The organism is Burkholderia sp. NFPP32 (assembly GCF_900119325.1).
In the GTDB taxonomy this organism is placed as follows: domain Bacteria; phylum Pseudomonadota; class Gammaproteobacteria; order Burkholderiales; family Burkholderiaceae; genus Burkholderia; species Burkholderia pyrrocinia_C.
Genome location: NZ_FPJP01000019.1, coordinates 74984 through 97285, shown reverse-complemented (window position 1 = coordinate 97285; position 22302 = coordinate 74984). Strand labels below are relative to the sequence as shown.

Below are 22302 nucleotides of genomic sequence, written 5' to 3'. Positions count from 1 at the left end.
CGCATGGCAACCCGCAAGACTTCCCGCGCGCCGCAACAGGCGTCGCTGTTCGACGATCCCGTGCCGGAAACGGCACCGGCCGCTATTCCGTCCCCGACTTCCGCGTCGCCCTCCTCCGAGCGCAAGCCCGCAAAGAAAGCCGCCGCTTCGGCCCCGGCCTCCGCAGCGCCGCAGCCCGTTGCCGCCGACGTCCCGCATCTCGCCGCGCAATTCGACGCGCTGCCGGCCGCCTGGCGCGACGTGCTGAAACCCTTTACCGACAGCGACGCGTACGCGCCGCTTTGCCGCTTCGTCGACGACGAGCGCGCGGCCGGCAAGGCGGTCTACCCGACCGACGTGTTCCGCGCACTACGCCTCACAAGCCCGGACGACGTGAAGGTCGTGATCCTCGGCCAGGACCCGTACCACGGCGACGATCGCGGCACGCCGCAGGCGCACGGCCTCGCGTTCTCGGTGCCGCCGGCCGTCCGCACGCCGCCGTCGCTGCGCAACATCTTCAAGGAAATCGCCGCGAACTTCGGTCACGACACGCCGCGCCACGGCTGCCTCGACACGTGGGCGCGCCAGGGCGTGCTGCTGCTCAACACCGTGCTGACAGTCGAGCGCGGCGCGGCCGCGAGCCACGCGAAGCGCGGCTGGGAGCAATGCACGGACACGCTGATCCGCGAACTCGCAGGCCGCCACCGCGGGCTCGTCTTCATGCTGTGGGGCGCACACGCGCAGGCGAAGCGCGCGCTGTTCGACGCGAGCGCGCATTGCGTGCTCGAGGCGCCGCATCCGTCGCCGCTGTCCGCGCACCGCGGCTTCCTCGGCTGCCGCCATTTCATGCTCGCGAACGACTATCTGGTCGAAGCTGGCCGCGAACCGATCGACTGGCGCCTGCCGGAAGTGGCCGAAACACTCGCGTAACGGCCGCGCCGGCTTTGTCGCCGGCCGGAATGCAAAAACGCCGCGCCCCTTCGGGGACGCGGCGTTTTTTTCGGACGATGCTGCGGGCGCGTCGCACCCGCATCGACCTTACGCGGCGGCGATCGCTTCGCGTGCGCTGGCGAGCGCGGCGCTCTGCGCATCCGGGCCGAGGTTCAGGCCTTCCGCGAAGATGAAGCTCACGTCGGTCATGCCGACGAAGCCGAGGAACGTGCGCAGGTACGGCGTCTGGCTGTCGTTCGGCGTACCGGCGTACTTGCCGCCGCGAGCCGTCACCACGTGAACCTTCTTGCCCTTGATCAGGCCTTCCGGACCGTTCTCGGTGTAGCGGAACGTGACGCCTGCGCGTGCGATCCAGTCGAAGTACGTCTTCAGTTGCGACGAGATGCCGAAGTTGTACATCGGCGCGCCGATCACGATGATGTCGGCGGCTTGCAGCTCGGCGATCAGTGCATCGCTCTTCGCGACGATCGCATTCTGCTCCGCGCTGCGCTGGTCGGCCGGCGTGAAGAACGCGCCGAGCACCGATTCGTCGAGGTGCGGCAGCGCATCGGCCAGCAGGTCGCGAACCACGACCTTCGCGCCGGGGTTCGATTGTTGCAGCTTTGCCGTCAGTTCGTTGGCCAGCAGCGTGGATTGCGCGCCTTGCGAACGCGCCGCGGAATTGATTTGCAGAATGGTCGTCATGTCAGGCTCCGGTTGGGTTGCGCTTCGGTAGCGCGAGTGACGCCATTGTGCGTGGCCGCATTTGCCGGAAAAAGCGGGTTCAGGGCGACGGATTGTTGCAGCAGCAGAACAATCCTCGATCGCGCCCCGATTGCCGCTGCCGTGCACTCAGCCCTTCAGCCAAGCCTCCCGGGCCTTCGATGCCGCGGCCGGCTTCGCTGCCGCCGTCAACCGGTAGCGCGTGACCTCCGGGCCGTCGAGCTTCAGTTTCGCGGTACGCAGCTCGTCGCGGCGAAACGCGTGAACCTCGACCTTGTCGCCCGGCCGGTAGCGCGCGAGCAGCGCGTCGAGGTTCGTGCCCGTGACGCGCAGCCCGTCGACCGCGATCAGCGTATCGCCGGCCGACAGCCCCGCGCGATGCGCGGCGCCGCCTTCATAGACAGCCGCGAACGTGCAGTCCGCGCCGCCGCGCAAGCGCGCACCGATCGTCGGCTTCGCGGCCGCGCCGTTCGCGACATCCGGCGCGAGCGTGACGCCGAACGGCGCGAGCAGTTCGCCGAGCGGCAGGTCGCGCGTGCCGTGCACGGCGTCGGCGAACAGGCGACCGAGCGCGACGCCCGTCGCTTCTTCGATCAACGTCTCGACTTCATCTTCCGCGACGCCCGCCTGTTTGCCGCGATAAAAATCGCGACCGTAGCGTTGCCACAGCAGGCGCATCACGTCGTCGAGCGACTTCCGGTTGCGCGTCTGCGCGCGGATCGCGAGATCGAACGCGAGCGCAACGAGCGAACCCTTCGTGTAGTAGCTGACGATCGCGTTGGTCGCGTTCTCGTCCTGGCGGTAGTACTTGATCCACGCGTCGAACGAGCTTTCCGCGACGCTCTGCTTGAGCCGCCCGGTGCCGCGCAGCACGCCGCCGATCGTGCGGCCGAGCGCCGCGAAATACTCGTCCTGCGACATCAGTCCGCTGCGCACCAGCATCAGGTCGTCGTAATACGACGTGAAGCCTTCGAACAGCCACAGCAGCGATGTGTAGTTCTCGCGCGTCAGGTCGTACGGCACGAACGCCGCCGGCTTGATGCGCTTCACGTTCCACGTATGGAAGTACTCGTGGCTGCAAAGGCCGAGATAGGTGCGATAGCCTTCGGTCGTCTCGGGCCGCCCCTTCACCGGCAGGTCGGTGCGGTTGCAGATCAGTGCGGTCGATGCGCGATGCTCGAGGCCGCCGTAGCCGTCGCTGACCGCGAGCGTCATGAACACGTAGCGGTCCATCGGCGCCTTCTTCGATTTCGGCTCGAACAGCGCGATCTGCGCTTCGCACACACGCTTCAGGTCGGTGCGCAGCCGCTCCAGGTCGAGCTGCGTCACACGCCCCGCGACCACGATGTCGTGCGGCACGCCGTGCGCGTCGAACGTCGCGAGCGCGAATTCGCCGATCGTCACCGGATGGTCGGAAAGCTCGTCGTAGTTCGCTGCGCGATACGCACCGAAGCCGTAGCGCTTCGTGCCGCGCGCCTCGGGCAGCGCGGTGCCGACGCGCCACGCGCGGAATGCCGGGCCGGCCGGCTTCGCGATGTCGACTTCGCACGGCGCGTCCTCGCGGCCGGCGACGCTCAGGAACACGGCCGTCGCGTTGAAGAAGCCGCCCGATTCGTCGAGATACGCGGAGCGCACCGACAGGTCCCACGCATACACGTCGTAGCGCAGCGTCAGCGCACCGCTCACGGGCGCGGCCTGCCACGTGTGCTTGTCGGTCTTCGCGATCCGCACCTTGCGGCCTGCGTCGTTGAACGCGCCGAGCGTCACGATGTTGCGCGCGAACTCGCGCACGAGGTAGCTGCCCGGAATCCACACCGGCAGCGAGAAGCGCTGGCCTTCGGGGTCGGGGTCGGCGACCGTCACCGACACTTCGAACAGGTGCGCGGCAAGATCTTTCGGGACAATCGAATAGCGGATCGGCTGGGTCATCGTGGCAATCGGTCGAATACGGCGGCGAAAACGAAGAGAGGCGCCGGCAGATCATGCGGGCGCCCCTCGCTGGCCGGGCCATGCGGCCCGGCGTGTCGGTCGGTTACTTGCTCGAGGCGAGCGCCTGGTTGAGCTGGTCGGCCGATACCGCGCCCGGCAGGCGGCGGCCGTCCGGCAGGAAGATCGTCGGCGTGCCGGTGACGTTCATCCCGCGGCCAAGCGCGAGGTTCTTGTCGAGCGCGCTGGTATCGCAGGTACCGGCGCCGGACGGCGCACGGTGATCGAGCATCCAGCCCTGCCAGGTTTTCGCGCGGTCGGTCGCGCACCAGATCGCCTTCGACTTCGCGGTCGAATCCGGCGACAGCACCGGATACAGGAACGTGTAGACGGTGACGTTGTCGACCGACTGCAGCGTCGTCTCGAGCTTCTTGCAGTACGGGCAGTTCGGATCGGAGAACACTGCGATCTTGCGTGCACCGTTGCCCTTGACGACCTTGATCGCATTCGCGAACGGCAGGCTCGCGAAGTCGATCTTGTTGATTTCGGACAGGCGTGCGTCGGTCAGGTTCTTGTGCGTCTTGGTGTCGACGAGATCGCCGAGCAGCACGTAGTCGCCGGCCGCGTCGCTATAGATGATCTGCGAGCCGAGGTTCACTTCGTAAAGGCCCGCGACCGGCGATTTCGACACGCTCTTGATCGGCGCGTCGTTGCCGAGACGGGCCTGCAGCGTGGCTTTCAGCTTGTCGGTGGTCTGGTCGGCCTGCGCGGTGCAGCCCAGCGTCGCCATCGTGACGGCCAGCGCCAGCGACGCGATGCGGATCGTTTTTTTCATCGAAATCTTCCTTCAGCTCAATCGGTGTGCACGGCACAGTGTACGCCGTAACGGAACCGAGTCCGACCGGCGAAGCGGCCGAAGGTTCGATCAGCCGAGCGCGGCCGACACGAGCCAGCGCTTCACGAGCGGCTGCGCCCCGACGAACGCCATGCCCGCGTTGCGCACGGCCTTCGCGAGCGGGCCCGGCACCGCGAACAGCCGCTGCAGGCCGTCGGTCGCGACCATCAGCGCGCGGATGTCCTCGCGGCGCGAACGCTCATAGCGGCGCAGCAGCACCGTATCGCCCAGATTGCGGAAGCTTTCCTTGCCGGCGATCACGTCGGCGAGCGCCGCGACGTCGCGCAACCCAAGGTTCATCCCCTGCCCCGCGAGCGGGTGGATCAGGTGCGCGGCATCGCCGACGAGCGCGACGCGCGGCGCGATCAGCTTGTCGACCGTCTGCAGCGCCAGCGGGAAGCCGGCGGCCGGCGTCACGCATTCGAGCGTGCCGACCTGACCGTGCGACACGCGCTCGACCTCGGCCGCGAGCTGCGCCGGATCGAGGGCGAGCAGTTCGTCCGCATGCGCGGTGTGCGCGGACCATACGAGCGACACGTGGCCGTCCGGCAACGGCAGCAGCGCGACGATCTCGCCTTCGTGGAACCACTGGTAAGCCGTCTCGCGGTGCGGCAGCGACGCCTTGAAGTTCGCGACGACGCCCGTCTGCCGGTAGTCGCGCCGTTCGACTTTGGCCCCCATTTGGGACCGTACCCACGAATGCGCGCCGTCCGCGCCGACGACGAGGTCCGCTTCGAGCACCTGCCCCGACGACAGCGTGAGCACGGCCGCATCGTCGCGCACGTCGAAGCCCTGCGCACGCGCATCGAACCACGTGAGGTTCGGCTGGAACCGCAGCGCGGCATCGAGCGACGCCTCGACCAGCGACGATTCGGCGATCCACGCGAGTTGCGGCACGGAGGCCTGGTACGCGGAAAAATGCAGTTCGGCGTGCGCATCGCCGTACACACGCATGTCGTAAACAGGCGCGAGCCGGCCGTGGTCGAGCGCCTGCCAGACCCGCAGCCGCTCGAGCAAGGCCTGCGAACTGGACGACAGCGCGTAGACGCGCGTGTCGAACGCGAGATCGGCGGGGCGCGGCGTGGCCGGCTGGGCAAGCAAGGCAGTCTTGTAGCCGGACTGGGTCAGCACGAGCGCGGCCGTCTTGCCGACGAGCCCGCCGCCGACCACGGCGACGTCGAAGGAGTGGTGGGCAGTCATGGCGGGCATTATAGCCGCGGGGCCAAACCCTTACGCGGCCGGACTTTGCGGGAAATCAGCAGAATCGCAGGTGGACGCGGCGGCGCGGCGGCCCGCCGCATCGGCCGTTCGGCGCAAGCCCGGAATCCGGGGCGTCGGCACGGTACAATAGCGCCTTTGACCGCCGGCCCGCCGCACCCCAAGCGCCGGCCGCCCTTTATTCCCGCGCCGCCGTGCCCTGTCCGGCCGCGCCGCTTTACCCGTTCGAAGGATTCCATGAGCCTCAAATGCGGCATCGTCGGCTTGCCCAACGTCGGCAAGTCCACCCTGTTCAATGCGCTGACCAAGGCCGGCATCGCCGCCGAGAACTACCCGTTCTGCACGATCGAGCCGAACGTCGGCATCGTCGAAGTGCCCGATACGCGCCTGAAGGCACTCTCCGAGATCGTCAAGCCGGAGCGTGTCGTACCGGCCGTCGTCGAATTCGTCGACATCGCGGGCCTCGTCGCGGGCGCGAGCAAGGGTGAAGGCCTCGGCAACCAGTTCCTCGCCAACATCCGCGAAACCGATGCGATCACGCACGTCGTGCGCTGCTTCGAGGACGAGAACGTCATCCACGTCGCCGGCAAGGTCAGCCCGATCGACGACATCGAGGTAATCAACACCGAACTCGCGCTCGCCGACCTCGGCACCGTCGAGAAGGCGCTCACGCGCTATTCGAAGGCCGCGAAGTCGGGCAACGACAAGGAAGCGGCCAAGCTCGTCGCGGTGCTCGACAAGGTGCGCGCGCAGCTCGACCAGGGCAAGGCCGTGCGCGGTCTCGCACTGTCGGACGACGAAGAGGCACTGCTCAAGCCGTTCTGCCTGATCACCGCGAAGCCGGCGATGTATGTGGCCAACGTGAAGGACGACGGCTTCGAGAACAATCCGCACCTCGATGCGGTGCGCAAGTACGCGGAAAGCGAGAATGCGCCGGTGGTCGCCGTATGCGCGGCAATCGAGGCGGAAATCGCCGATCTCGACGACGCGGACAAGGAAGCATTCCTCGCCGACATGGGCATGGAAGAGCCGGGCCTCGACCGCGTGATCCGCGCGGGCTTCAAGCTGCTCGGCCTGCAGACCTACTTCACCGCGGGCGTGAAGGAAGTGCGCGCGTGGACGATCCATACCGGCGACACGGCGCCGCAGGCGGCCGGCGTGATCCATACCGACTTCGAGCGCGGCTTCATCCGCGCGCAGACGATCGCGTTCGACGATTTCATCACGTACAAGGGTGAACAGGGCGCGAAGGAAGCCGGCAAGATGCGCGCGGAAGGGAAGGAATATGTCGTGCACGATGGCGACGTGATGAACTTCCTGTTCAACGTCTGACGCGTCAAACGACGCTGTTTCGTGCAGTGTCAGAGTAGCCCGGAAAGGCCCGCGAACAGCGGGCCTTTCTTTATTCCGGAGCGACTCGTGAAGGCTTGCGGGAAGTGCCCGCGGAGAGCCTGTTCGTCATCTTCGTCGGCACCGCCGATTGCAGATGCAGATGCCCCACCCCATTGCCGAACGCCCTGCGTTGCCATCGGCAAGTGCATCCGTTTACCCCGACAAAACAAATGGCCCGACCGGCAAACGCCGATCGGGCCACTTTCATGACAGGCGGCTCACCGCCACGCCGTCACATCACCTCATCACGTCGCCGACACCCGCCGCCCCGCGCTCGCCTGCGCATCGCGGCCGCGCTTGTTTAGCCACGACGCAAACAGCACGATCAACGCCAGCACGGCCGTCGCACCGACTTCCATCCGGTGCTCCTCGCTCACGAACATCACGGTCAGCGTGCCGCAGATGAACAGGATCACGGCCCACGTGAGCCACGGGAACATCCACATCCGCAGCGTCAGGTCGGCGCCGCCCGCTTCGAGCGTCTTGCGCATCCGCAGCTGCGAGATCGCGATCACGAGATACACGAGCAGCGCGATCGCGCCCGACGTCGCGAGCAGGAAGCCGAACACCTGCTCCGGCATCAGGTAGTTCGCGATCACGGTCACGAAGCCGAATGCCGTCGACGCGAGCACGGCCGCACGCGGCGTGCCGGTCGAATCGGTGCGATGCAGGAACGCTGGCGCGTCCTTGCGCTTCGACAGCGAGAACAGCATCCGCGACGCCGTGTACAGCGCCGAATTCAGGCAGCTCGCGACCGATACGAGCACGATCACGTCGATGATCGCCTTCGCATTCGGGATGCCGATCAGCTCCATCGCGCGCTGATACGAGCCGTGCTTCGGCAGCAACGGGTCGTTCCACGGCACGATGGCCGCGACGACGAGAATCGAGCCGAGATAGAACAGCGTGATGCGCCAGATCACCGAGTTGGTCGCACGCACGATCTGGCGCTGCGGGTTGTCCGATTCGGCGGCCGCGATCGTCACGATCTCGGTGCCGAGGAACGAGAACATCGTCGTCAGCATCGCCGCCAGCACCGCACCGGCGCCGTTCGGCATGAAGCCCTGATGCGCAAACAGGTTCGACACGCCCGATACGGCCGGCGCCGGAATGATCCCGACGATCGCCGCGCCGCCGATGCACAGGAACACGACGATCGCGACGACCTTGATCAGCGCGAACCAGAATTCGAATTCGCCGTAGTTCTTGACGGAAAAGAGGTTGGTGACGGTGAGCAGCAGCGTGATGCCGAGCGCGAAGATCCAGGTCGCGATGCCCGGGAACCAGGCATTGAGGATAGTTGCCGCAGCCGTCGCCTCGATCGGGATCACGAGCACCCAGAACCACCAGTACAGCCAGCCGATCGAGAAGCCGGCCCAGTGGCCGATCGCGCGATCGGCATAGGTCGAGAACGACCCGCTGTCCGGATGCGCGACGGCCATCTCGCCGAGCATGCGCATCACCAGGACGACCAGCACGCCCGCGATCGCATACGCGAGTATCGACGCCGGACCAGCTTCCGCGATCGCGTGGCCGGAGCCGACGAACAAACCGGCGCCGATGACGCCGGCAATCGACATCATCGTCACGTGACGCTGCTTCAGGCCCGTGCCGAGGCCTGTGTTGCTTCCACTCATCTGTCTCTCTCCAAAAAACGGTTCCGGTACGACCGGGTGTCGCGTAAAGGCGGCGCGGGGAGTTGTCGTTCTTGAGCCGGGCCGGGCACGGCGCCTGCGTCGCATGCAGGCCCGAGGCCGGATCGGGGCCGTTCCGGCGGGACGCGCCGCGCAGTCTGCGAAGCTGCGTGGGCGATGCGGCGCACGAGGCGCCGGCGCATCGCGTGCGCCCGTTCCGTCGGCTTTCGTCAGCCGCCTTCGAAGCGAAGGAGTGTAAGCATCAAACGGTTCTTCACTAAGAACCAATTGAAGAATTTCGATGGGACCACTTGTTGCATCGATGCGAACCGATGCAACAAGTGGTCCCATCGGCGCCGGCTCGCGCGCCGTCAGGGCGCTTCCGTCAAAGGCAATCCGGCAGTGTGGCGCGCCGGACGCTCAGTTCCCGCCGCGCGCGGCTTCGTCCCGCCATTTGGCAGGCACGATGGCGTGCCATTCCCGCAGAAGCAGATTTTTCACGGCGTCGGGATGCGCGGCCGACAGGCGCACCAGCACGATCGGCCAGCCCGCGTAGTGATCGGTCACGTAATACACGTCGGGTTCCGATTCGATCAGCCACGCGCGTTCGTCGGGGCCGACGCCCTTCACGACGAGCGTGTCGCCGTCCTCGCGCAGCCGCGCGAGCAGCTTGCCCTTCACCTTGAGTGCGGGCGTGCCGTACGACGTGCCCTCCTCGACGCCGCGCCACGCCAGCGCGATCTGCCGGACTTCGTCGAATGTCACGATGCCTCCCCGACCGTTGGTCGACGGTTGACGGTCCGGCCACCCTATCGGAAATCGCGCGGCACGCCCAGCGGCGTGCGCTATCCGCCGGCCGCGCGCGCGGACACCGGCGCACGTCCGGTGGTCGCGACGATGGCGAACGCGATCGCATTGGCGACGGCGCTCGCGAGGATCGGCACGAGATAGCCGCCCCCCGCGTCGTAGATGAAGCCGGCGGCGGCTGGCCCGATCAGCGTGCCGAACGCGACGCTCGTGTACAGGATGCCGATGATCGCGCTCACGTTGCGTCCGCCGAAATAGTCCATCACGACCGCCGGCAACACGGCGACCCAACCGCCGTAGAACACGCCGAACACGAGTGCGAACGCGGCAAGCGTCGCAACGGTGCCGGCGCCCGCCCACGCAATGAGCGCGACGGCCATGCCCGCGAACATCGCGAGCAGCGATACGCGGCGGCCGAAGCGGTCGGCGATGCCGCCGAGGAAAAAGCGGCCGGCCGTGCTGCCGACGCCGATCGCGCCGAGCAGCAGCACGGCCGTCGATGGCGCGACGCCATGATCGAGCGCATACGGCACGAGGTGGACGAACGGGACGAATACGCCGAACGAGCATACGAGACAGGCGGCGTAGAGGCTCGCGAACGGCCGCGACGTGACGGCCTCGCGCACCGTCGCGCCAGCGTGCACGGTCGTGGCGGCTACGGAAGCACTGGTATTCCGGCCGCCGCCGCCGGCCGCATCGCCATCCGGCAACAACCCGCGGCCGCGCGGATCGTTCTCGATCAGCAGCGACATGCCTGCCCCCAGGACCACCGCGAGCGCTGCCAGCGTGAAATAAGCCCCGCGCCAGCCGACATGCGCGATCAGCGCGGACGCGAGCGGCGGCATCACGAGCGTGCCGACGCCGATCCCCGCGACCGCGAGCCCCGACGCGAAGCCGCGCCGGCGGACGAACCAGCGCTGCACCGCGCCGACGGCTGGCACATAGGCGCAGCCGACGCCGAGACCGACACCGAGCCCGTACGCGACATAGACCTGCAGCAGCGTGTGCGCGGCGCCGGCGGCGGCGAGCCCGGCCCCCGTCAGCAGCATGCCGGCGACGGCGAGCCGCCGCGAGCCGAAGCGATCCGCCAGCGGCCCGCTGACGATACCGAAGCCGAAATACAGGAAGCCGGCGAGCGAGAACACGAGCGAGATCTGCCCGCGCGATGCGGCGAAATCGCGCTGCAGCGACTCGACGAACGCGCTGAACGTATACGCGCTGCCGAACCCGACGAACGTGACGGCGAACGCGGCCGCGACCACGTACCAGCCGTAGAAGTGGCGCGATGCGCCCGGGCGGTTCATGACGATGCTCCTCTCAGGTCCCTCCGGACGCCGCGCGGCATCCGGATTGCCTCATGGATATAGTTGATCTATGTTGATCGCATCGGCCGCCGCAAGGCAGCCCTGAAGAATGCGACCCGATGCGACAACGGTACTCGCGCGTACGCATCGCCTCAAACGATATTTCGTCGGCCTTTCGCTTTAGAAAATCTGAATGAATCGTTCCCGCCTGCCGCCGCTCAACGCGCTGCGTGCATTCGAAGCGGCCGCCCGCCACCTGTCGGTGAAGTCGGCGGCCGAGGAGTTGTCGGTCACGCCCGGCGCGGTGAGCCAGATGATCCGCACGCTCGAGACGCATCTCGGCGTGCAGCTGTTCGAGCGCGTCAACCGCGGCATCCTGCTGACGGCCGCCGGCCGCGACTACCTGCCGCCGGTGCGCAATGCGTTCCGGCAGATCGCCGATGCGTCGCAGCGCGTGTCTGGCGCCGCCGACAGCGGCGTGCTGACGGTGAGCGTCACGCCGTTCTTCGCGTCCGCGTGGCTCGTGCCGCGCCTCGCGCAGTTCCGGCACGCGTGCCCGGACGTCGACCTGCAGATCGTCACGAGCCATGCACTCGCGGATTTCGCGCGCGACGGCGTCGACGTCGCGATCCGTCACGGCCTCGGGCGCTACATCGGGCTGTGCAGCGAGCGCCTGCTGACGGTGGAAATCGTCGCGCTCGCGTCGCCCGAACTCGTCGCGCGGCTCGGCATGCCGGCGACACCGGCCGATCTCGTCGGCTGGCCGCACCTGCACGATGCCGAGCGCAAGGGCTGGCACATCTGGTTCGGCGCGCAGCGTATCGACGATTTCGGCCCGCCCCGCGGCCCCGCGTTCGACGACTCCGGCCTGTTGCTGCAGGCGATCGTCGCCGGCCAGGGCGCCGGGCTGCTGCCGGCCGCGATGGTGCGCGGCGAGCTCGAAAGCGGCCGGCTTGTGCAGCTCGCCGACGTCGCGTGGCTCGACGATTTCGCGTACTACCTCGTCTATCCGCCGCATCACGCGGAACGGCCGAAGGTCGCCGCGTTCCGCCGGTGGATTCTCGACGCCGCGCAGGCCGACGGCGCGGCATCGATGTCCGGCACGGCTTGACGTTGCTCGACCGCGAGGCGCCAGCGCCGATCCATGGCCGATCAGCTAACATGCGGCGCGGGCCATCGGCCCGACATCGATAACAACAGACCGAGAGAGACCATGCCTGCCCTGCTCCGCCGCGCGACGCGCGTCGCGACGCTGTCGATCGCGCTCCTCGTTGCGTGCGCCGCCCTGCCTCCTTCCGCGCACGCGTACCGCGCACCGCCCGGCTACGGCAACGAAGCCGATCTCGATCGTCACGACACGTATCGCAACCGCGACGGCGAAACCGTGCATGCGCCCGCACATTCGAAATCGGGCCGCGTGCCCGACGGCGCAAGCGCGCGCTGCCGCGACGGCACGTACAGCTTCAGCCGCCACCGGCGCGGCACGTGTTCGGGGCACGGCGGCGTCGCCGCGTGGCTATGAACGCCGCGCGCCAGAATGCCTGCGTCGTGCCAGCGACACCCGGCGGCGAAGTACAATAGCCGCTCGCGCCGCCGCCATACGGCGACGCCGCCGCGCCTTGCGCGGCACGCTCCGTACCGAATCATCCGACGCCGCCATGCCAGCGCGCTGCGCGGCCGTCTCAACTTCTGACTTTTCACACCCAAATGGCCCAATACGTTTTCACGATGAACCGGGTCGGCAAGATCGTGCCGCCCAAGCGCCAGATCCTGAAGGACATCTCGCTGTCGTTCTTTCCCGGCGCGAAGATCGGCGTGCTCGGCCTGAACGGCTCGGGCAAGTCGACGCTGATCCGCATCATGGCGGGCGTCGACAAGGACATCGAAGGCGAAGCGACGCCGATGCCGAACCTGAACATCGGCTACCTGCCGCAGGAACCGCAGCTCGACCCGACGAAGACCGTGCGCGAAGCCGTCGAGGAAGGCCTCGGCGACCTGTTCCAGGCCAACAAGAAGCTCGAAGAAATCTACGCGGCGTATGCCGAGCCGGACGCCGACTTCGACGCGCTCGCGGCCGAACAGGCGAAGTACGAGGCGATCCTCGCGTCGAGCGACGGCGGCAGCCCCGAGCAGCAGCTTGAAGTGGCCGCCGACGCGCTGCGCCTGCCGGCGTGGGACGCGAAGATCGAGCACCTGTCGGGCGGCGAAAAGCGCCGCGTCGCGCTGTGCAAGCTGCTGCTCGAAAAGCCCGACATGCTGCTGCTCGACGAACCGACCAACCACCTCGACGCCGAATCGGTCGACTGGCTCGAACAGTTCCTGGTGCGCTTCCCGGGCACCGTCGTCGCCGTCACGCACGATCGCTACTTCCTCGACAACGCGGCCGAGTGGATTCTCGAACTCGACCGCGGCCACGGCATTCCGTGGAAGGGCAACTACAGCAGCTGGCTCGACCAGAAGGAAGAGCGCCTGAAGCAGGAAGAAGCGTCGGAATCGGCTCGCCAGAAGGCGATCAAGAAGGAACTGGAGTGGGTGCGCCAGAACCCGAAGGGCCGTCAGGCGAAGTCGAAGGCACGTATCGCACGCTTCGAGGAGCTGAACAGCCAGGAATACCAGAAGCGCAACGAGACGCAGGAAATCTTCATTCCGGTCGGCGACCGCCTCGGCAATGAAGTGATCGAGTTCAAGAACGTCAGCAAGGCGTTCGGCGACCGCCTGCTGATCGACAACCTGAACCTGAAGATCCCGGCCGGTGCGATCGTCGGCATCATCGGCCCGAACGGCGCCGGCAAGTCGACACTGTTCCGGATGCTGACGGGCAAGGAGCAGCCGGATTCGGGCGAGGTCGTGATGGGCCCGACGGTGAAGCTCGCATATGTCGACCAGAGCCGCGATGCGCTCGACGGCTCGAAGACGGTGTTCGAGGAAATCTCGGGCGGCGCCGACGTGCTGACGGTCGGCAAGTACGAGACGCCGTCGCGCGCGTACATCGGCCGCTTCAACTTCAAGGGCGGCGACCAGCAGAAGATCGTCGGCAACCTGTCCGGCGGCGAACGCGGCCGCCTGCACCTCGCGAAGACGCTGATCTCGGGCGGCAACGTGCTGCTGCTCGACGAACCGTCGAACGACCTCGACGTCGAAACGCTGCGCGCGCTGGAAGACGCGCTGCTCGAATTCGCGGGCTCGGTGATGGTGATCTCGCACGATCGCTGGTTCCTCGACCGGATCGCGACGCACATCCTCGCGTTCGAAGGCGATTCGCAGGTGACGTTCTTCGACGGCAACTACCAGGAGTACGAAGCCGACAAGCGCGCGCGCCTCGGCGAGGAAGCCGCGAAGCCGCACCGACTGCGCTACAAGCCGATCAGCCGCTGACCGGCGCGGCCCCGGGGGCCCGGCACTGCGGCAACGCGGGGCCGGATGCCGTAGGTGGCCGCTCCAGGAGGCAAAACGACAAAGCGGGCCCGTGGCCCGCTTTTTTTATCTGCCGGGCGCTCGCCCGCCGCCTACGCGAGCGCGCCCAGCTCGCGCAACCGCGCCTCGGTCTGCGCCGCGCTCGTGTGATGAATGCCGTGCCAGCCGAGCGCCGTCGCGGCCGCGGCGTTCTTCGCGTTGTCGTCGATGAACACGAGCTCATGCGGCGCGATGCCCGGCAGGTGCGGATCGATCCGCGCGTGCATCTCGCGGTAGATCGCCGGATCGGGTTTCACGAGCTTCACGCGGCCCGACACGACGATGTCCTTGAAGCGCCGCAGGACCGGGAAGTTGTCCCACGCATACGGAAACGTCTGCGCGGACCAGTTCGTCAGCCCGAACAGCGGCATCCCCTGCGCGTCGAGCCGGTCGACGAGCGCGGCGCCTTCGTCGAGCACGCCGCCGATCATCTCGTGCCAGCGTGCGTAGAACGCGCGGATCAGCGCGTCGTGCTCCGGAAACTTCGCGACGAGCTCGGCCGTACCTTCCTCGATCGTCTGCCCGCCGTCCTGGCGAATCACCCAGTCCATCGCGCAGACATGCGTGAGGAACCAGCGACGCTCGGCCTCGTCGGGAATCAGTTGCCGGTAAAGGTAGTCGGGGCTCCAGTCGATCAGCACGCCGCCGAAATCGAACACCACGGCCTTGATCGTCATGCGAACTCCGCGGCGAGCACGTCGGCGAGAGGACGCGGCGTGACCGCGTTGCCCGACAGCGAATTGTTTGCCCAGACGAAGTGATGATGCGCGACGATCTGCGCGGCCGACAGGTGCGCGCGCTCGTTCGTCGTGTGCAGGTCGGACACGACGGTCGTCCGGTAGCCGAGCAGTGCCGCACGGCGCGCGGCCGAATCGACGCAGAACTCGGTCGCATAGCCGCAGATCAGCACCGAACGGATGCCGTGGCGGTCGAGCTGCGCCGCGAGCGGCGTGTCGTGGAACGAGTCGCTCACCTGCTTGCGCACGCGCCAGTCGTCGCTCCCGACGACCAGCCCCGCATGCAGCTCCCAGCCCGGCGTGCCGGGCACGATGTCGTCGTCCGCGTCGCCGTCGTGCTGAACGAAGCACACGGGCGCATTCGCCGCGCGTGCCGCCGCCGTCAACCGGTTGATGCCCGACACCACGTCGTCGAGCCGGTACGCGGGCTGTGCCCGCTCCACCAGCCCGCGCTGCATGTCGACCACGATCACTGCGGTGTCCGCCATGTTTTGCCCTCGCTGTTGTGGTTCGGCCGTCGTCCGGCCGTTATCGCACGCCGCGTCAGATCGGCTGCGTGCGCGCGTCGAGCCATGCCTTCGCGTCGCCGCTCAGGTGCCGGCCGACGCGCTCGCGCACCGTCGCGTGATACGTGTTCAGCCACGCGCGCTCTTCGTCGTGCAGCATCTCGATCAGCACGCAGCGCGTGTCGATCGGGCACAGCGTCAGCGTCTCGAACGCGAGGAAATCGCCGAACTCGGTCTTCCCGGCCGCGCGGTTCACGACCAGGTTCTCGATCCGGATGCCCCACTGGCCGGGGCGGTACACGCCCGGCTCGATCGACGTGATCATCCCCTCTTCCATCGCCGTGTACGGCTCGGCCGGCGCGTAGTGCGAGATGACCTGCGGGCCCTCGTGCACGTTCAGGAAATAGCCGACGCCATGCCCCGTGCCGTGGCCGTAGTCGAGCCCGGCCGCCCACATCGGCGCGCGCGCGATCGCGTCGAGCATCGGCGAGCGGATGCCGCGCGGGAAGCGTGCGCGCGACAGCGCCATCATCGATTTCAGCACGATCGTGAAATCGCGCCGCTGCAGGTCGCCGACGGTGCCGACCGGCACGACGCGCGTGATGTCGGTCGTGCCCGTCACGTACTGGCCGCCCGAATCGATCAGCAGCAGGCCGTCGCCGGCGATCGTCGCGTGCGACTCGGGCGTGGCGTGATAGTGCGGCATCGCGCCGTTCGCGTTGAAGCCGGCGATCGTCGCGAAGCTCGGCGACACATAGCCGGGGCGCCGTGCGCGCGCGGCCGTGAGTTTCTCCTCGATCGTCAGTTCGGTGATCGTCTCGCGGTTCACTGCCTGCTCGAACCAGGCGAAGAATTCCGCGAGCGCGGCGCCGTCGTGCTCCATCGTCACGCGCACGTGCTCGATCTCGGCGGACGTCTTGCGCGACTTCGCGAACGTCGACGGATTCACGGCCTCGACGAGCTTCACGCCGGCCGGCACGGCCTCGAGCGTGCCGAACGTCACGCGGCGCGGGTCGACCAGCAGCGTCGCACCGTCGGGCAATGCCGCGAGCGATGCGCGCGCGGCATCGTATGCACGGACGTCGACGCCGTCCTGCGCGAGCGACGCGGCCAGCGCCGGCGACACCTTGCCGTCGGCGACGAACAGTGTCGCGCGATCGGCGCCGATCATTGCGTGCGCAACGAACACGGGATTGAAGTTGACGTCGGCGCCGCGCAGGTTGAACAGCCAGGCCAGATCGTCGAGCGTCGACACGAAATGCCACTGCGCGCCCTGCGCGTGCATCGCGCGGCGCACTTCCGCCAGCTTGCTCGCGCGCGTCGTGTCCGCCTGCGGCGCCGCGTGCTCGAACACCGCGTCATCGGGCAGCCCCGGCCGCTCGGGCCAGATCGCGTCGAGCAGGTCGAGATCGGTGCGCAGCGCAATGCCGCGCGCGCTCAGCGCGGCCGTCAGCCCGCGCGCGGCCGCGACGCCGAGCACGGCGCCGTCGACGCCGACCGTCGCGCCCGCCGCCACGTTCTGCGCGAGCCAGTCGACGTGCGGCGCGCTCTGCTGCCCGCCCGTCATCTTCATCAACTGCACGCCCGTGCCGGCCAGTTCGGCATCGGCCTGCACCCAGTAGCGGCTGTCGACCCACAGCCCCGCGAAATCCGCGGTCACGACCAGCGTGCCGACCGAGCCCGTGAAGCCGGACAGCCAGCGGCGGGCCTGCCAGCGCTCGGGCAGGTATTCGGACAGATGGGGATCGGCGGACGGCACGAGATAGGCGGCCAGGTCCTCGCGGGCCATGGCGCCGCGCAGCAGCGCGAGGCGGGCCGGCACCGACGAGACTTCGGGAAGACGGGCATTCATGATTTCACCTGAGAGCATTCAGCGACGGGCCGACAGCGCGACCGTCACGGCTACGGCAAGGAACGCGACGCCGGTGCAGACCGGCCATTCGAGCGTCTCGCCATCGTAAAACAGTCCCGAGAGATTGCCGGCCATGCGGGCGGCAGCCGCACCCACGATGCCGACGAGTACCGCGACCCACCACGCCGGCCGGCCCGTGCGCCGCATCGGGTGCAGCCATCGGCCGAACAGCCCGACGGCCGCTCCCAGGACAAGGATTCCAAACCAGTTCATTCGACGCCTTCTATAAATTCGGATTCGTCCCATAGGCGTGAACGTTGCCAGCGGCTAGCATCGATTCATCCATCGAACCCGAGACCAGCCGGGCGCCGCGAACGTTCGAGTGTAGGGGCCGACTCGACGTTATGGCAAGCGCGCACCGGCTGCCGTATTGAAGAAACTCTCATGCGAATCGCTCTGATCGATCCGGAGGCGCGTCATGCCGCGCTCCTGAACCGCCTGCTCTTTGCAGGCGGTCATGTGTGCCACGCGTTTTCGTCCAGCACGGCGTTCTTCGAATGGCTCGCCACCGACACCTGCGACATGCTGATCACCGGCAACTGGGCCGGCGACCAGCCTGCCGAGGAAGTCATACCGCGCGCGCAGACGATCCTGCCCGGGCTGCCGGCCATCGCCGTGATGCAGTTGCCGCGCGAAAGCGAAATCGTATCGTGCCTGCACGCGGGCGCCGACGATTGCCTCGTGCGCCCCGTGAGCGGGCCCGAACTGCTCGCGCGCGTCAACGCGCTGAGCCGGCGCGCCGGCGTGCGCCGGCCGCCGACCCGCTCGCGCGAAATGTATGGCGAATACGCATTCGACGCCACGCATTGCCTTGTGCGCTTCGGCAACGCAATCGTTTCCCTCACGCCCAAGGAGTTCCGCTTCGCGCAGTTGCTGTTCGCGAACCTGTCGCGGCCCGTGTCGCGCGCCCATATCCTCGAAACGGTGTGGGCCCGCCGCCGCGACATGAAGTCGCGCACGCTCGATACGCATGCGTCCCGGCTGCGCAGCAAGTTACAGCTGCTTCCGGAGCATGGCTACCGCCTGTTGCCGCTCTACGGCTATGGCTACCAGCTCGACCGCGTGCCGATCGAGCCCCCCAATTCCCGGCCGCGCCACGCCGATGCCCGGTATGCAGCGAGTGAGGAAATCGCTGAAACGCTATAATATGGGGCTAAACGATAGCCCTCGATATGCAACTCCTCACGATCGGAATCAATCACCACACTGCGCCTGTCGCCCTGCGCGAACGCGTGGCGTTTCCGCTCGAGCAGATCAAGCCGGCTCTCGTCACGTTCAAGAACGTGTTTCTCGGGCCCCAGGCGCCCAATACGCCCGAAGCGGCGATCCTCTCCACCTGCAACCGCACCGAACTGTATTGCGCGACCGACGATCGCGCAGCACGTGAAGGCGCGCTCCGCTGGCTGTCGGAGTATCACCGGATTCCGGTCGACGAGCTCGCCCCGCATGTTTATGCGCTGCCTCAGTCGGAAGCGGTCCGCCATGCATTCCGCGTCGCATCCGGCCTCGATTCGATGGTGCTTGGCGAAACGCAGATTCTGGGCCAGATGAAGGACGCCGTGCGCACCGCGACGGAAGCCGGCGCGCTCGGCACCTATCTGAACCAGCTGTTCCAGCGCACGTTCGCGGTGGCGAAGGAAGTACGCGGCACGACCGAGATCGGCACGCAATCGGTGTCGATGGCCGCCGCCGCGGTCCGCCTCGCACAGCGGATCTTCGAAAAGGTGTCGGATCAGCGCGTGCTGTTCATCGGCGCCGGCGAGATGATCGAGCTGTGCGCGACGCACTTCGCCGCGCAAGGCCCGCGCGAACTCGTCGTCGCGAACCGCACGGCCGAACGCGGCCAACGGCTCGCCGAACGCTTCAACGGCCGCGCGATGCCGCTCGCTGATCTGCCGGCCCGCATGCAGGAATTCGACATCATCGTGTCGTGCACGGCGTCGACGCTGCCGATCATCGGCCTCGGCGCGGTCGAGCGTGCGGTGAAGGCACGCCGCCACCGGCCGATCTTCATGGTCGACCTCGCGGTGCCCCGCGACATCGAGCCCGAAGTCGGCAAGCTGAAGGACGTGTTCCTCTACACCGTCGACGATCTCGGCGCGATCGTGCGCGAAGGCAACGCATCGCGCCAGGCGGCGGTCGCGCAGGCTGAAGCGATCATCGAGACGCGCGTGCAGAATTTCATGCAATGGCTCGACACGCGCAGCGTCGTGCCCGTGATTCGTCACATGCATACGCAGGCCGACGCGCTGCGCCGTGCCGAAGTCGACAAGGCGCAGAAGCTGCTCGCGCGCGGCGACGATCCGGCCGCCGTGCTCGAAGCGCTGTCGCAGGCGCTGACCAACAAGCTGATCCACGGCCCGACGAGCGCGCTCAACCGCGTGAACGGCGCCGATCGCGATTCGCTGATCGACCTGATGCGCGGCTTCTACCAGCACGCGCCGCGGTCGAACGACCAGTCCGGCCACTAGCGCCGGCCGGTCGCCCTGCCGCCGGCCGCGAGCCGGCCTATCCTTTCCGAATACCCTTGCCCGGGAGCGCCGCTCCACACCATGAAGACGAGCATGCAACGCAAGCTCGACCAGCTGTCCACACGGCTGGCCGAACTGAACGACCTGCTGAGCCGCGAAAACGTCACGGCCGATCTCGACCAGTACCGCAAGCTGACGCGCGAACATGCGGAACTCGGCCCGGTCGTCGAGCAGTACGCGCTGTGGCGCCAGTCGCGCAGCGACGAAACGGCCGCGCAGGAGCTGCTCGCCGATCCGTCGATGCGCGATTTCGCCGAGGACGAGATTCGCGGCGCGCGAGAAAGCATGGCCCGCCTCGAGGTCGAGTTGCAGAAAATGCTGCTGCCGAAGGATCCGAACGACGATCGCAACATCTTCCTCGAAATCCGCGCGGGCACGGGCGGCGACGAATCGGCGCTGTTCGCGGGCGACCTGCTGCGCATGTACCTGCGCTTCGCGGAACGCCATCGCTGGCAGGTCGAGATGATGTCGGAGAGCGCGTCGGATCTCGGCGGCTACAAGGAAGTGATCGTGCGGATCGCGGGCCAGGGCGCGTATTCGCGCCTGAAGTTCGAATCGGGCGGCCATCGCGTGCAGCGCGTGCCGGCGACCGAGACGCAGGGGCGCATCCATACGTCCGCGTGCACGGTCGCGGTGATGCCGGAAGCCGACGAGATCGGCGAGGTCGAGATCAATCCGGCCGACCTGCGGATCGATACGTTCCGTGCGTCCGGCGCGGGCGGCCAGCACATCAACAAGACCGATTCGGCGGTGCGCGTCACGCACATCCCGACCGGCATCGTCGTCGAGTGCCAGGACGACCGTTCGCAGCACAAGAACAAGGATCGCGCGCTGAAGGTGCTCGCCGCGCGCATCAAGGACAAGCAGTATCACGAGCAGCACGCGAAGGAAGCGGCGACGCGCAAGAGCCTGATCGGCTCCGGCGACCGCTCGGAGCGGATCCGCACGTACAACTTCCCGCAAGGCCGGATGACCGATCACCGGATCAACCTGACGCTGTACCGGCTCGAGGCGATCATGGACGGCGATCTCGACGAACTGATCGGCGTGCTCGTCAGCGAGCACCAGGCCGAGCTGCTCGCGTCGCTCGGCGACGCCGACTGAGGCCGCGATGCCCGACACCACCGCCGACGAACTGCTGCGCGCGTCGCCGCTCGACGCGGTCGATGCGCGCGTGCTGCTCGCGCACGCGCTCGGCTGGACCCGCACGCAACTGATCACGCGTGGCGACGCGCCGCTCGACGCTGCCGCGGTCGAACGCTATCGCATGCTCGAAGCGCGCCGCGCGGCCGGCGAACCGGTCGCGCAGCTCGTCGGGATGCGCGAATTCTTCGGCCGGCCGTTCGACGTGACGCCCGACGTGCTGATCCCGCGCCCCGAAACCGAACTGCTCGTCGAAGCCGCGCTCGACGCGATCGACGGGCTGCCGCATCCGGCCGTGCTCGATCTCGGCACCGGCAGCGGCGCGATCGCCGTATCGATCGCGGCCGAGCGTCCCGATGCACGCGTGTGGGCGCTCGACCGTTCGCCGGCCGCGCTCGCAGTCGCGCAACGCAACGCCGGCAAGCTGCTCGACGCGCGCCGCCCCGGCGGCCCGCTGCACTGGCTGCAGAGCGACTGGTACACGGCGCTCGATCCGGCGCTCGCATTCGACACGATCGTCAGCAACCCGCCGTACATCGCGCAGCACGATCCGCACCTCGCGCAGGGCGATCTGCGTTTCGAGCCGCGCGGCGCGCTTACCGACGACGACGACGGCCTCAGTGCGATCCGCACGATCGTCGCGGGCGCCGGCGCCTACCTGAAACCGGGCGGCACGCTGTGGATCGAGCACGGCTACGACCAGGCCGAAGCAGTCCGCGCGGTGCTGTCGTCGCACGGCTTCGTCGCGGTCGAATCGCTCGCCGATCTGGCTGCGATCGAACGCACGACCGGTGGCCGCCTGCCGGGCTGATGCCCGGCCCGCCCGGTTGAAATCCGCTATCATTTCGATCTAACGCCCCGCAAACGCAAGGTCAGTCATGGACACCCAACAACGTATCAAGCAAATCGTCGACGAAAACCAGGTCGTGCTCTTCATGAAGGGCAACGCGCAATTCCCGATGTGCGGCTTCTCGGGCCGCGCGGTGCAGGTGCTGAAGGCCTGCGGCGTCGACCAGTTCAAGACGGTCAACGTGCTCGAGGACGACGAAATCCGCCAGGGCATCAAGGAATTCTCGAACTGGCCGACCATCCCGCAGCTCTACGTGAAGGGCGAATTCATCGGCGGCTCGGACATCATGATGGAGATGTACCAGTCGGGCGAGCTGCAGCAACTGTTCGCCGCCGCGTAACACGCCCCACCCGCGCCCCTTT

The 22302-nt window shown here is 67.7% G+C and carries 21 protein-coding genes; 10 read left to right on the top strand and 11 right to left on the bottom strand.

Translation table 11 applies throughout. From position 1 onward, the window contains the following. Positions 1-3 precede the first annotated feature (3 nt). The gene (locus tag BT264_RS28325) at positions 4-909 is read left to right on the top strand and encodes a uracil-DNA glycosylase (RefSeq protein WP_072443041.1); all 906 of its coding nucleotides are present in this window, start codon (positions 4-6) and stop codon (positions 907-909) included. 108 nt (positions 910-1017) lie between these two features. Here BT264_RS28325 and BT264_RS28320 read toward each other — a convergent pair whose 3' ends face one another. The 4 genes from BT264_RS28320 to BT264_RS28305 form a co-directional block, all read right to left on the bottom strand. Beyond that, positions 1018-1614, bottom strand: coding sequence for an FMN-dependent NADH-azoreductase (locus BT264_RS28320; RefSeq protein ID WP_072443039.1), 597 nt, complete (start codon positions 1612-1614; stop codon positions 1018-1020). Between the two features lie 147 nt (positions 1615-1761). After that, complete coding sequence (locus BT264_RS28315) at positions 1762-3561, bottom strand: M61 family metallopeptidase (protein WP_072443037.1); 1800 nt, start codon at positions 3559-3561, stop codon at positions 1762-1764. Between the two features lie 103 nt (positions 3562-3664). After that, positions 3665-4393, bottom strand: a complete 729-nt coding sequence (locus BT264_RS28310) for a DsbC family protein (RefSeq protein ID WP_034183722.1) — start codon at positions 4391-4393, stop codon at positions 3665-3667. Positions 4394-4483: 90 nt separating this feature from the next. Continuing rightward, complete coding sequence (locus BT264_RS28305; protein WP_072443036.1) at positions 4484-5662, bottom strand: UbiH/UbiF family hydroxylase; 1179 nt, start codon at positions 5660-5662, stop codon at positions 4484-4486. Between the two features lie 246 nt (positions 5663-5908). Between BT264_RS28305 and ychF the strand changes: the two genes are divergently transcribed. Further along, positions 5909-7003: a redox-regulated ATPase YchF gene (gene ychF, locus BT264_RS28300; RefSeq protein WP_072443034.1), complete on the top strand. Its 1095-nt coding sequence runs from the start codon at positions 5909-5911 to the stop codon at positions 7001-7003. A gap of 305 nt (positions 7004-7308) precedes the next feature. Here the strand turns inward: ychF and gabP are convergent, their stop codons facing one another. The 3 genes from gabP to BT264_RS28285 all read right to left on the bottom strand — a co-directional run bounded on the left by gabP (position 7309) and on the right by BT264_RS28285 (position 10808). Then, positions 7309-8700, bottom strand: a complete 1392-nt coding sequence (gene gabP / locus BT264_RS28295) for a GABA permease (protein WP_072443032.1) — start codon at positions 8698-8700, stop codon at positions 7309-7311. A gap of 417 nt (positions 8701-9117) precedes the next feature. After that, positions 9118-9462: an MmcQ/YjbR family DNA-binding protein gene (locus BT264_RS28290; protein ID WP_072443030.1), complete on the bottom strand. Its 345-nt coding sequence runs from the start codon at positions 9460-9462 to the stop codon at positions 9118-9120. 80 nt (positions 9463-9542) lie between these two features. After that, positions 9543-10808 carry an MFS transporter gene (locus tag BT264_RS28285; RefSeq protein WP_072443028.1) on the bottom strand — a complete coding sequence of 422 codons (1266 nt, stop codon included), beginning with the start codon at positions 10806-10808 and terminating at the stop codon, positions 9543-9545. A gap of 193 nt (positions 10809-11001) precedes the next feature. Between BT264_RS28285 and gcvA the strand changes: the two genes are divergently transcribed. The 3 genes from gcvA (at position 11002) to ettA (ending at position 14183) form a co-directional block, all read left to right on the top strand. Beyond that, positions 11002-11919, top strand: coding sequence for a transcriptional regulator GcvA (gene gcvA, locus BT264_RS28280; RefSeq protein ID WP_072443026.1), 918 nt, complete (start codon positions 11002-11004; stop codon positions 11917-11919). Positions 11920-12021: 102 nt separating this feature from the next. Then, positions 12022-12330 (top strand): DUF3761 domain-containing protein, encoded by a 309-nt coding sequence (locus BT264_RS28275; RefSeq protein ID WP_072443024.1) that lies wholly within the window; start codon positions 12022-12024, stop codon positions 12328-12330. A 185-nt stretch (positions 12331-12515) separates the two neighbouring features. Then, a complete protein-coding gene (ettA, locus tag BT264_RS28270) occupies positions 12516-14183 on the top strand; it encodes an energy-dependent translational throttle protein EttA (protein WP_072443022.1) in 1668 nt (555 codons plus the stop codon). A 131-nt stretch (positions 14184-14314) separates the two neighbouring features. On the opposite strand, the gene BT264_RS28265 is transcribed toward ettA, so the two are convergent. From BT264_RS28265 to BT264_RS28250, 4 genes are read right to left on the bottom strand one after another with little or no spacing between them, the layout of a single operon-like run. Further along, positions 14315-14938, bottom strand: a complete 624-nt coding sequence (locus BT264_RS28265; RefSeq protein ID WP_072443020.1) for an HAD family hydrolase — start codon at positions 14936-14938, stop codon at positions 14315-14317. Further along, positions 14935-15486 (bottom strand): cysteine hydrolase family protein, encoded by a 552-nt coding sequence (locus tag BT264_RS28260; RefSeq protein ID WP_072443018.1) that lies wholly within the window; start codon positions 15484-15486, stop codon positions 14935-14937. Before BT264_RS28260 ends, BT264_RS28265 begins: the two co-directional genes overlap by 4 nt. 55 nt (positions 15487-15541) lie before the next feature. Next, a complete protein-coding gene (locus BT264_RS28255) occupies positions 15542-17356 on the bottom strand; it encodes an aminopeptidase P family protein (protein WP_072443016.1) in 1815 nt (604 codons plus the stop codon). An 18-nt stretch (positions 17357-17374) separates the two neighbouring features. After that, complete coding sequence (locus tag BT264_RS28250; RefSeq protein WP_072443015.1) at positions 17375-17629, bottom strand: DUF1129 domain-containing protein; 255 nt, start codon at positions 17627-17629, stop codon at positions 17375-17377. 171 nt (positions 17630-17800) lie between these two features. On the opposite strand from BT264_RS28250, the gene BT264_RS28245 reads away from it, so the two are divergent. From BT264_RS28245 to grxD, 5 genes are all read left to right on the top strand, one after another. After that, positions 17801-18562, top strand: coding sequence for a response regulator transcription factor (locus BT264_RS28245; protein ID WP_072443013.1), 762 nt, complete (start codon positions 17801-17803; stop codon positions 18560-18562). A 26-nt stretch (positions 18563-18588) separates the two neighbouring features. Then, positions 18589-19887 (top strand): glutamyl-tRNA reductase, encoded by a 1299-nt coding sequence (gene hemA, locus BT264_RS28240; RefSeq protein WP_072443011.1) that lies wholly within the window; start codon positions 18589-18591, stop codon positions 19885-19887. A gap of 81 nt (positions 19888-19968) precedes the next feature. After that, entirely contained in the window at positions 19969-21051 is a 1083-nt protein-coding gene (prfA, locus tag BT264_RS28235) for a peptide chain release factor 1 (protein ID WP_072443009.1), read from the top strand. A 7-nt stretch (positions 21052-21058) separates the two neighbouring features. Further along, positions 21059-21901, top strand: a complete 843-nt coding sequence (gene prmC, locus BT264_RS28230; protein ID WP_072443007.1) for a peptide chain release factor N(5)-glutamine methyltransferase — start codon at positions 21059-21061, stop codon at positions 21899-21901. Between the two features lie 67 nt (positions 21902-21968). Next, on the top strand, positions 21969-22280 hold the full coding sequence (grxD, locus tag BT264_RS28225) for a Grx4 family monothiol glutaredoxin (RefSeq protein WP_011883132.1): 312 nt from the start codon (positions 21969-21971) through the stop codon (positions 22278-22280). Positions 22281-22302 lie beyond the last annotated feature (22 nt).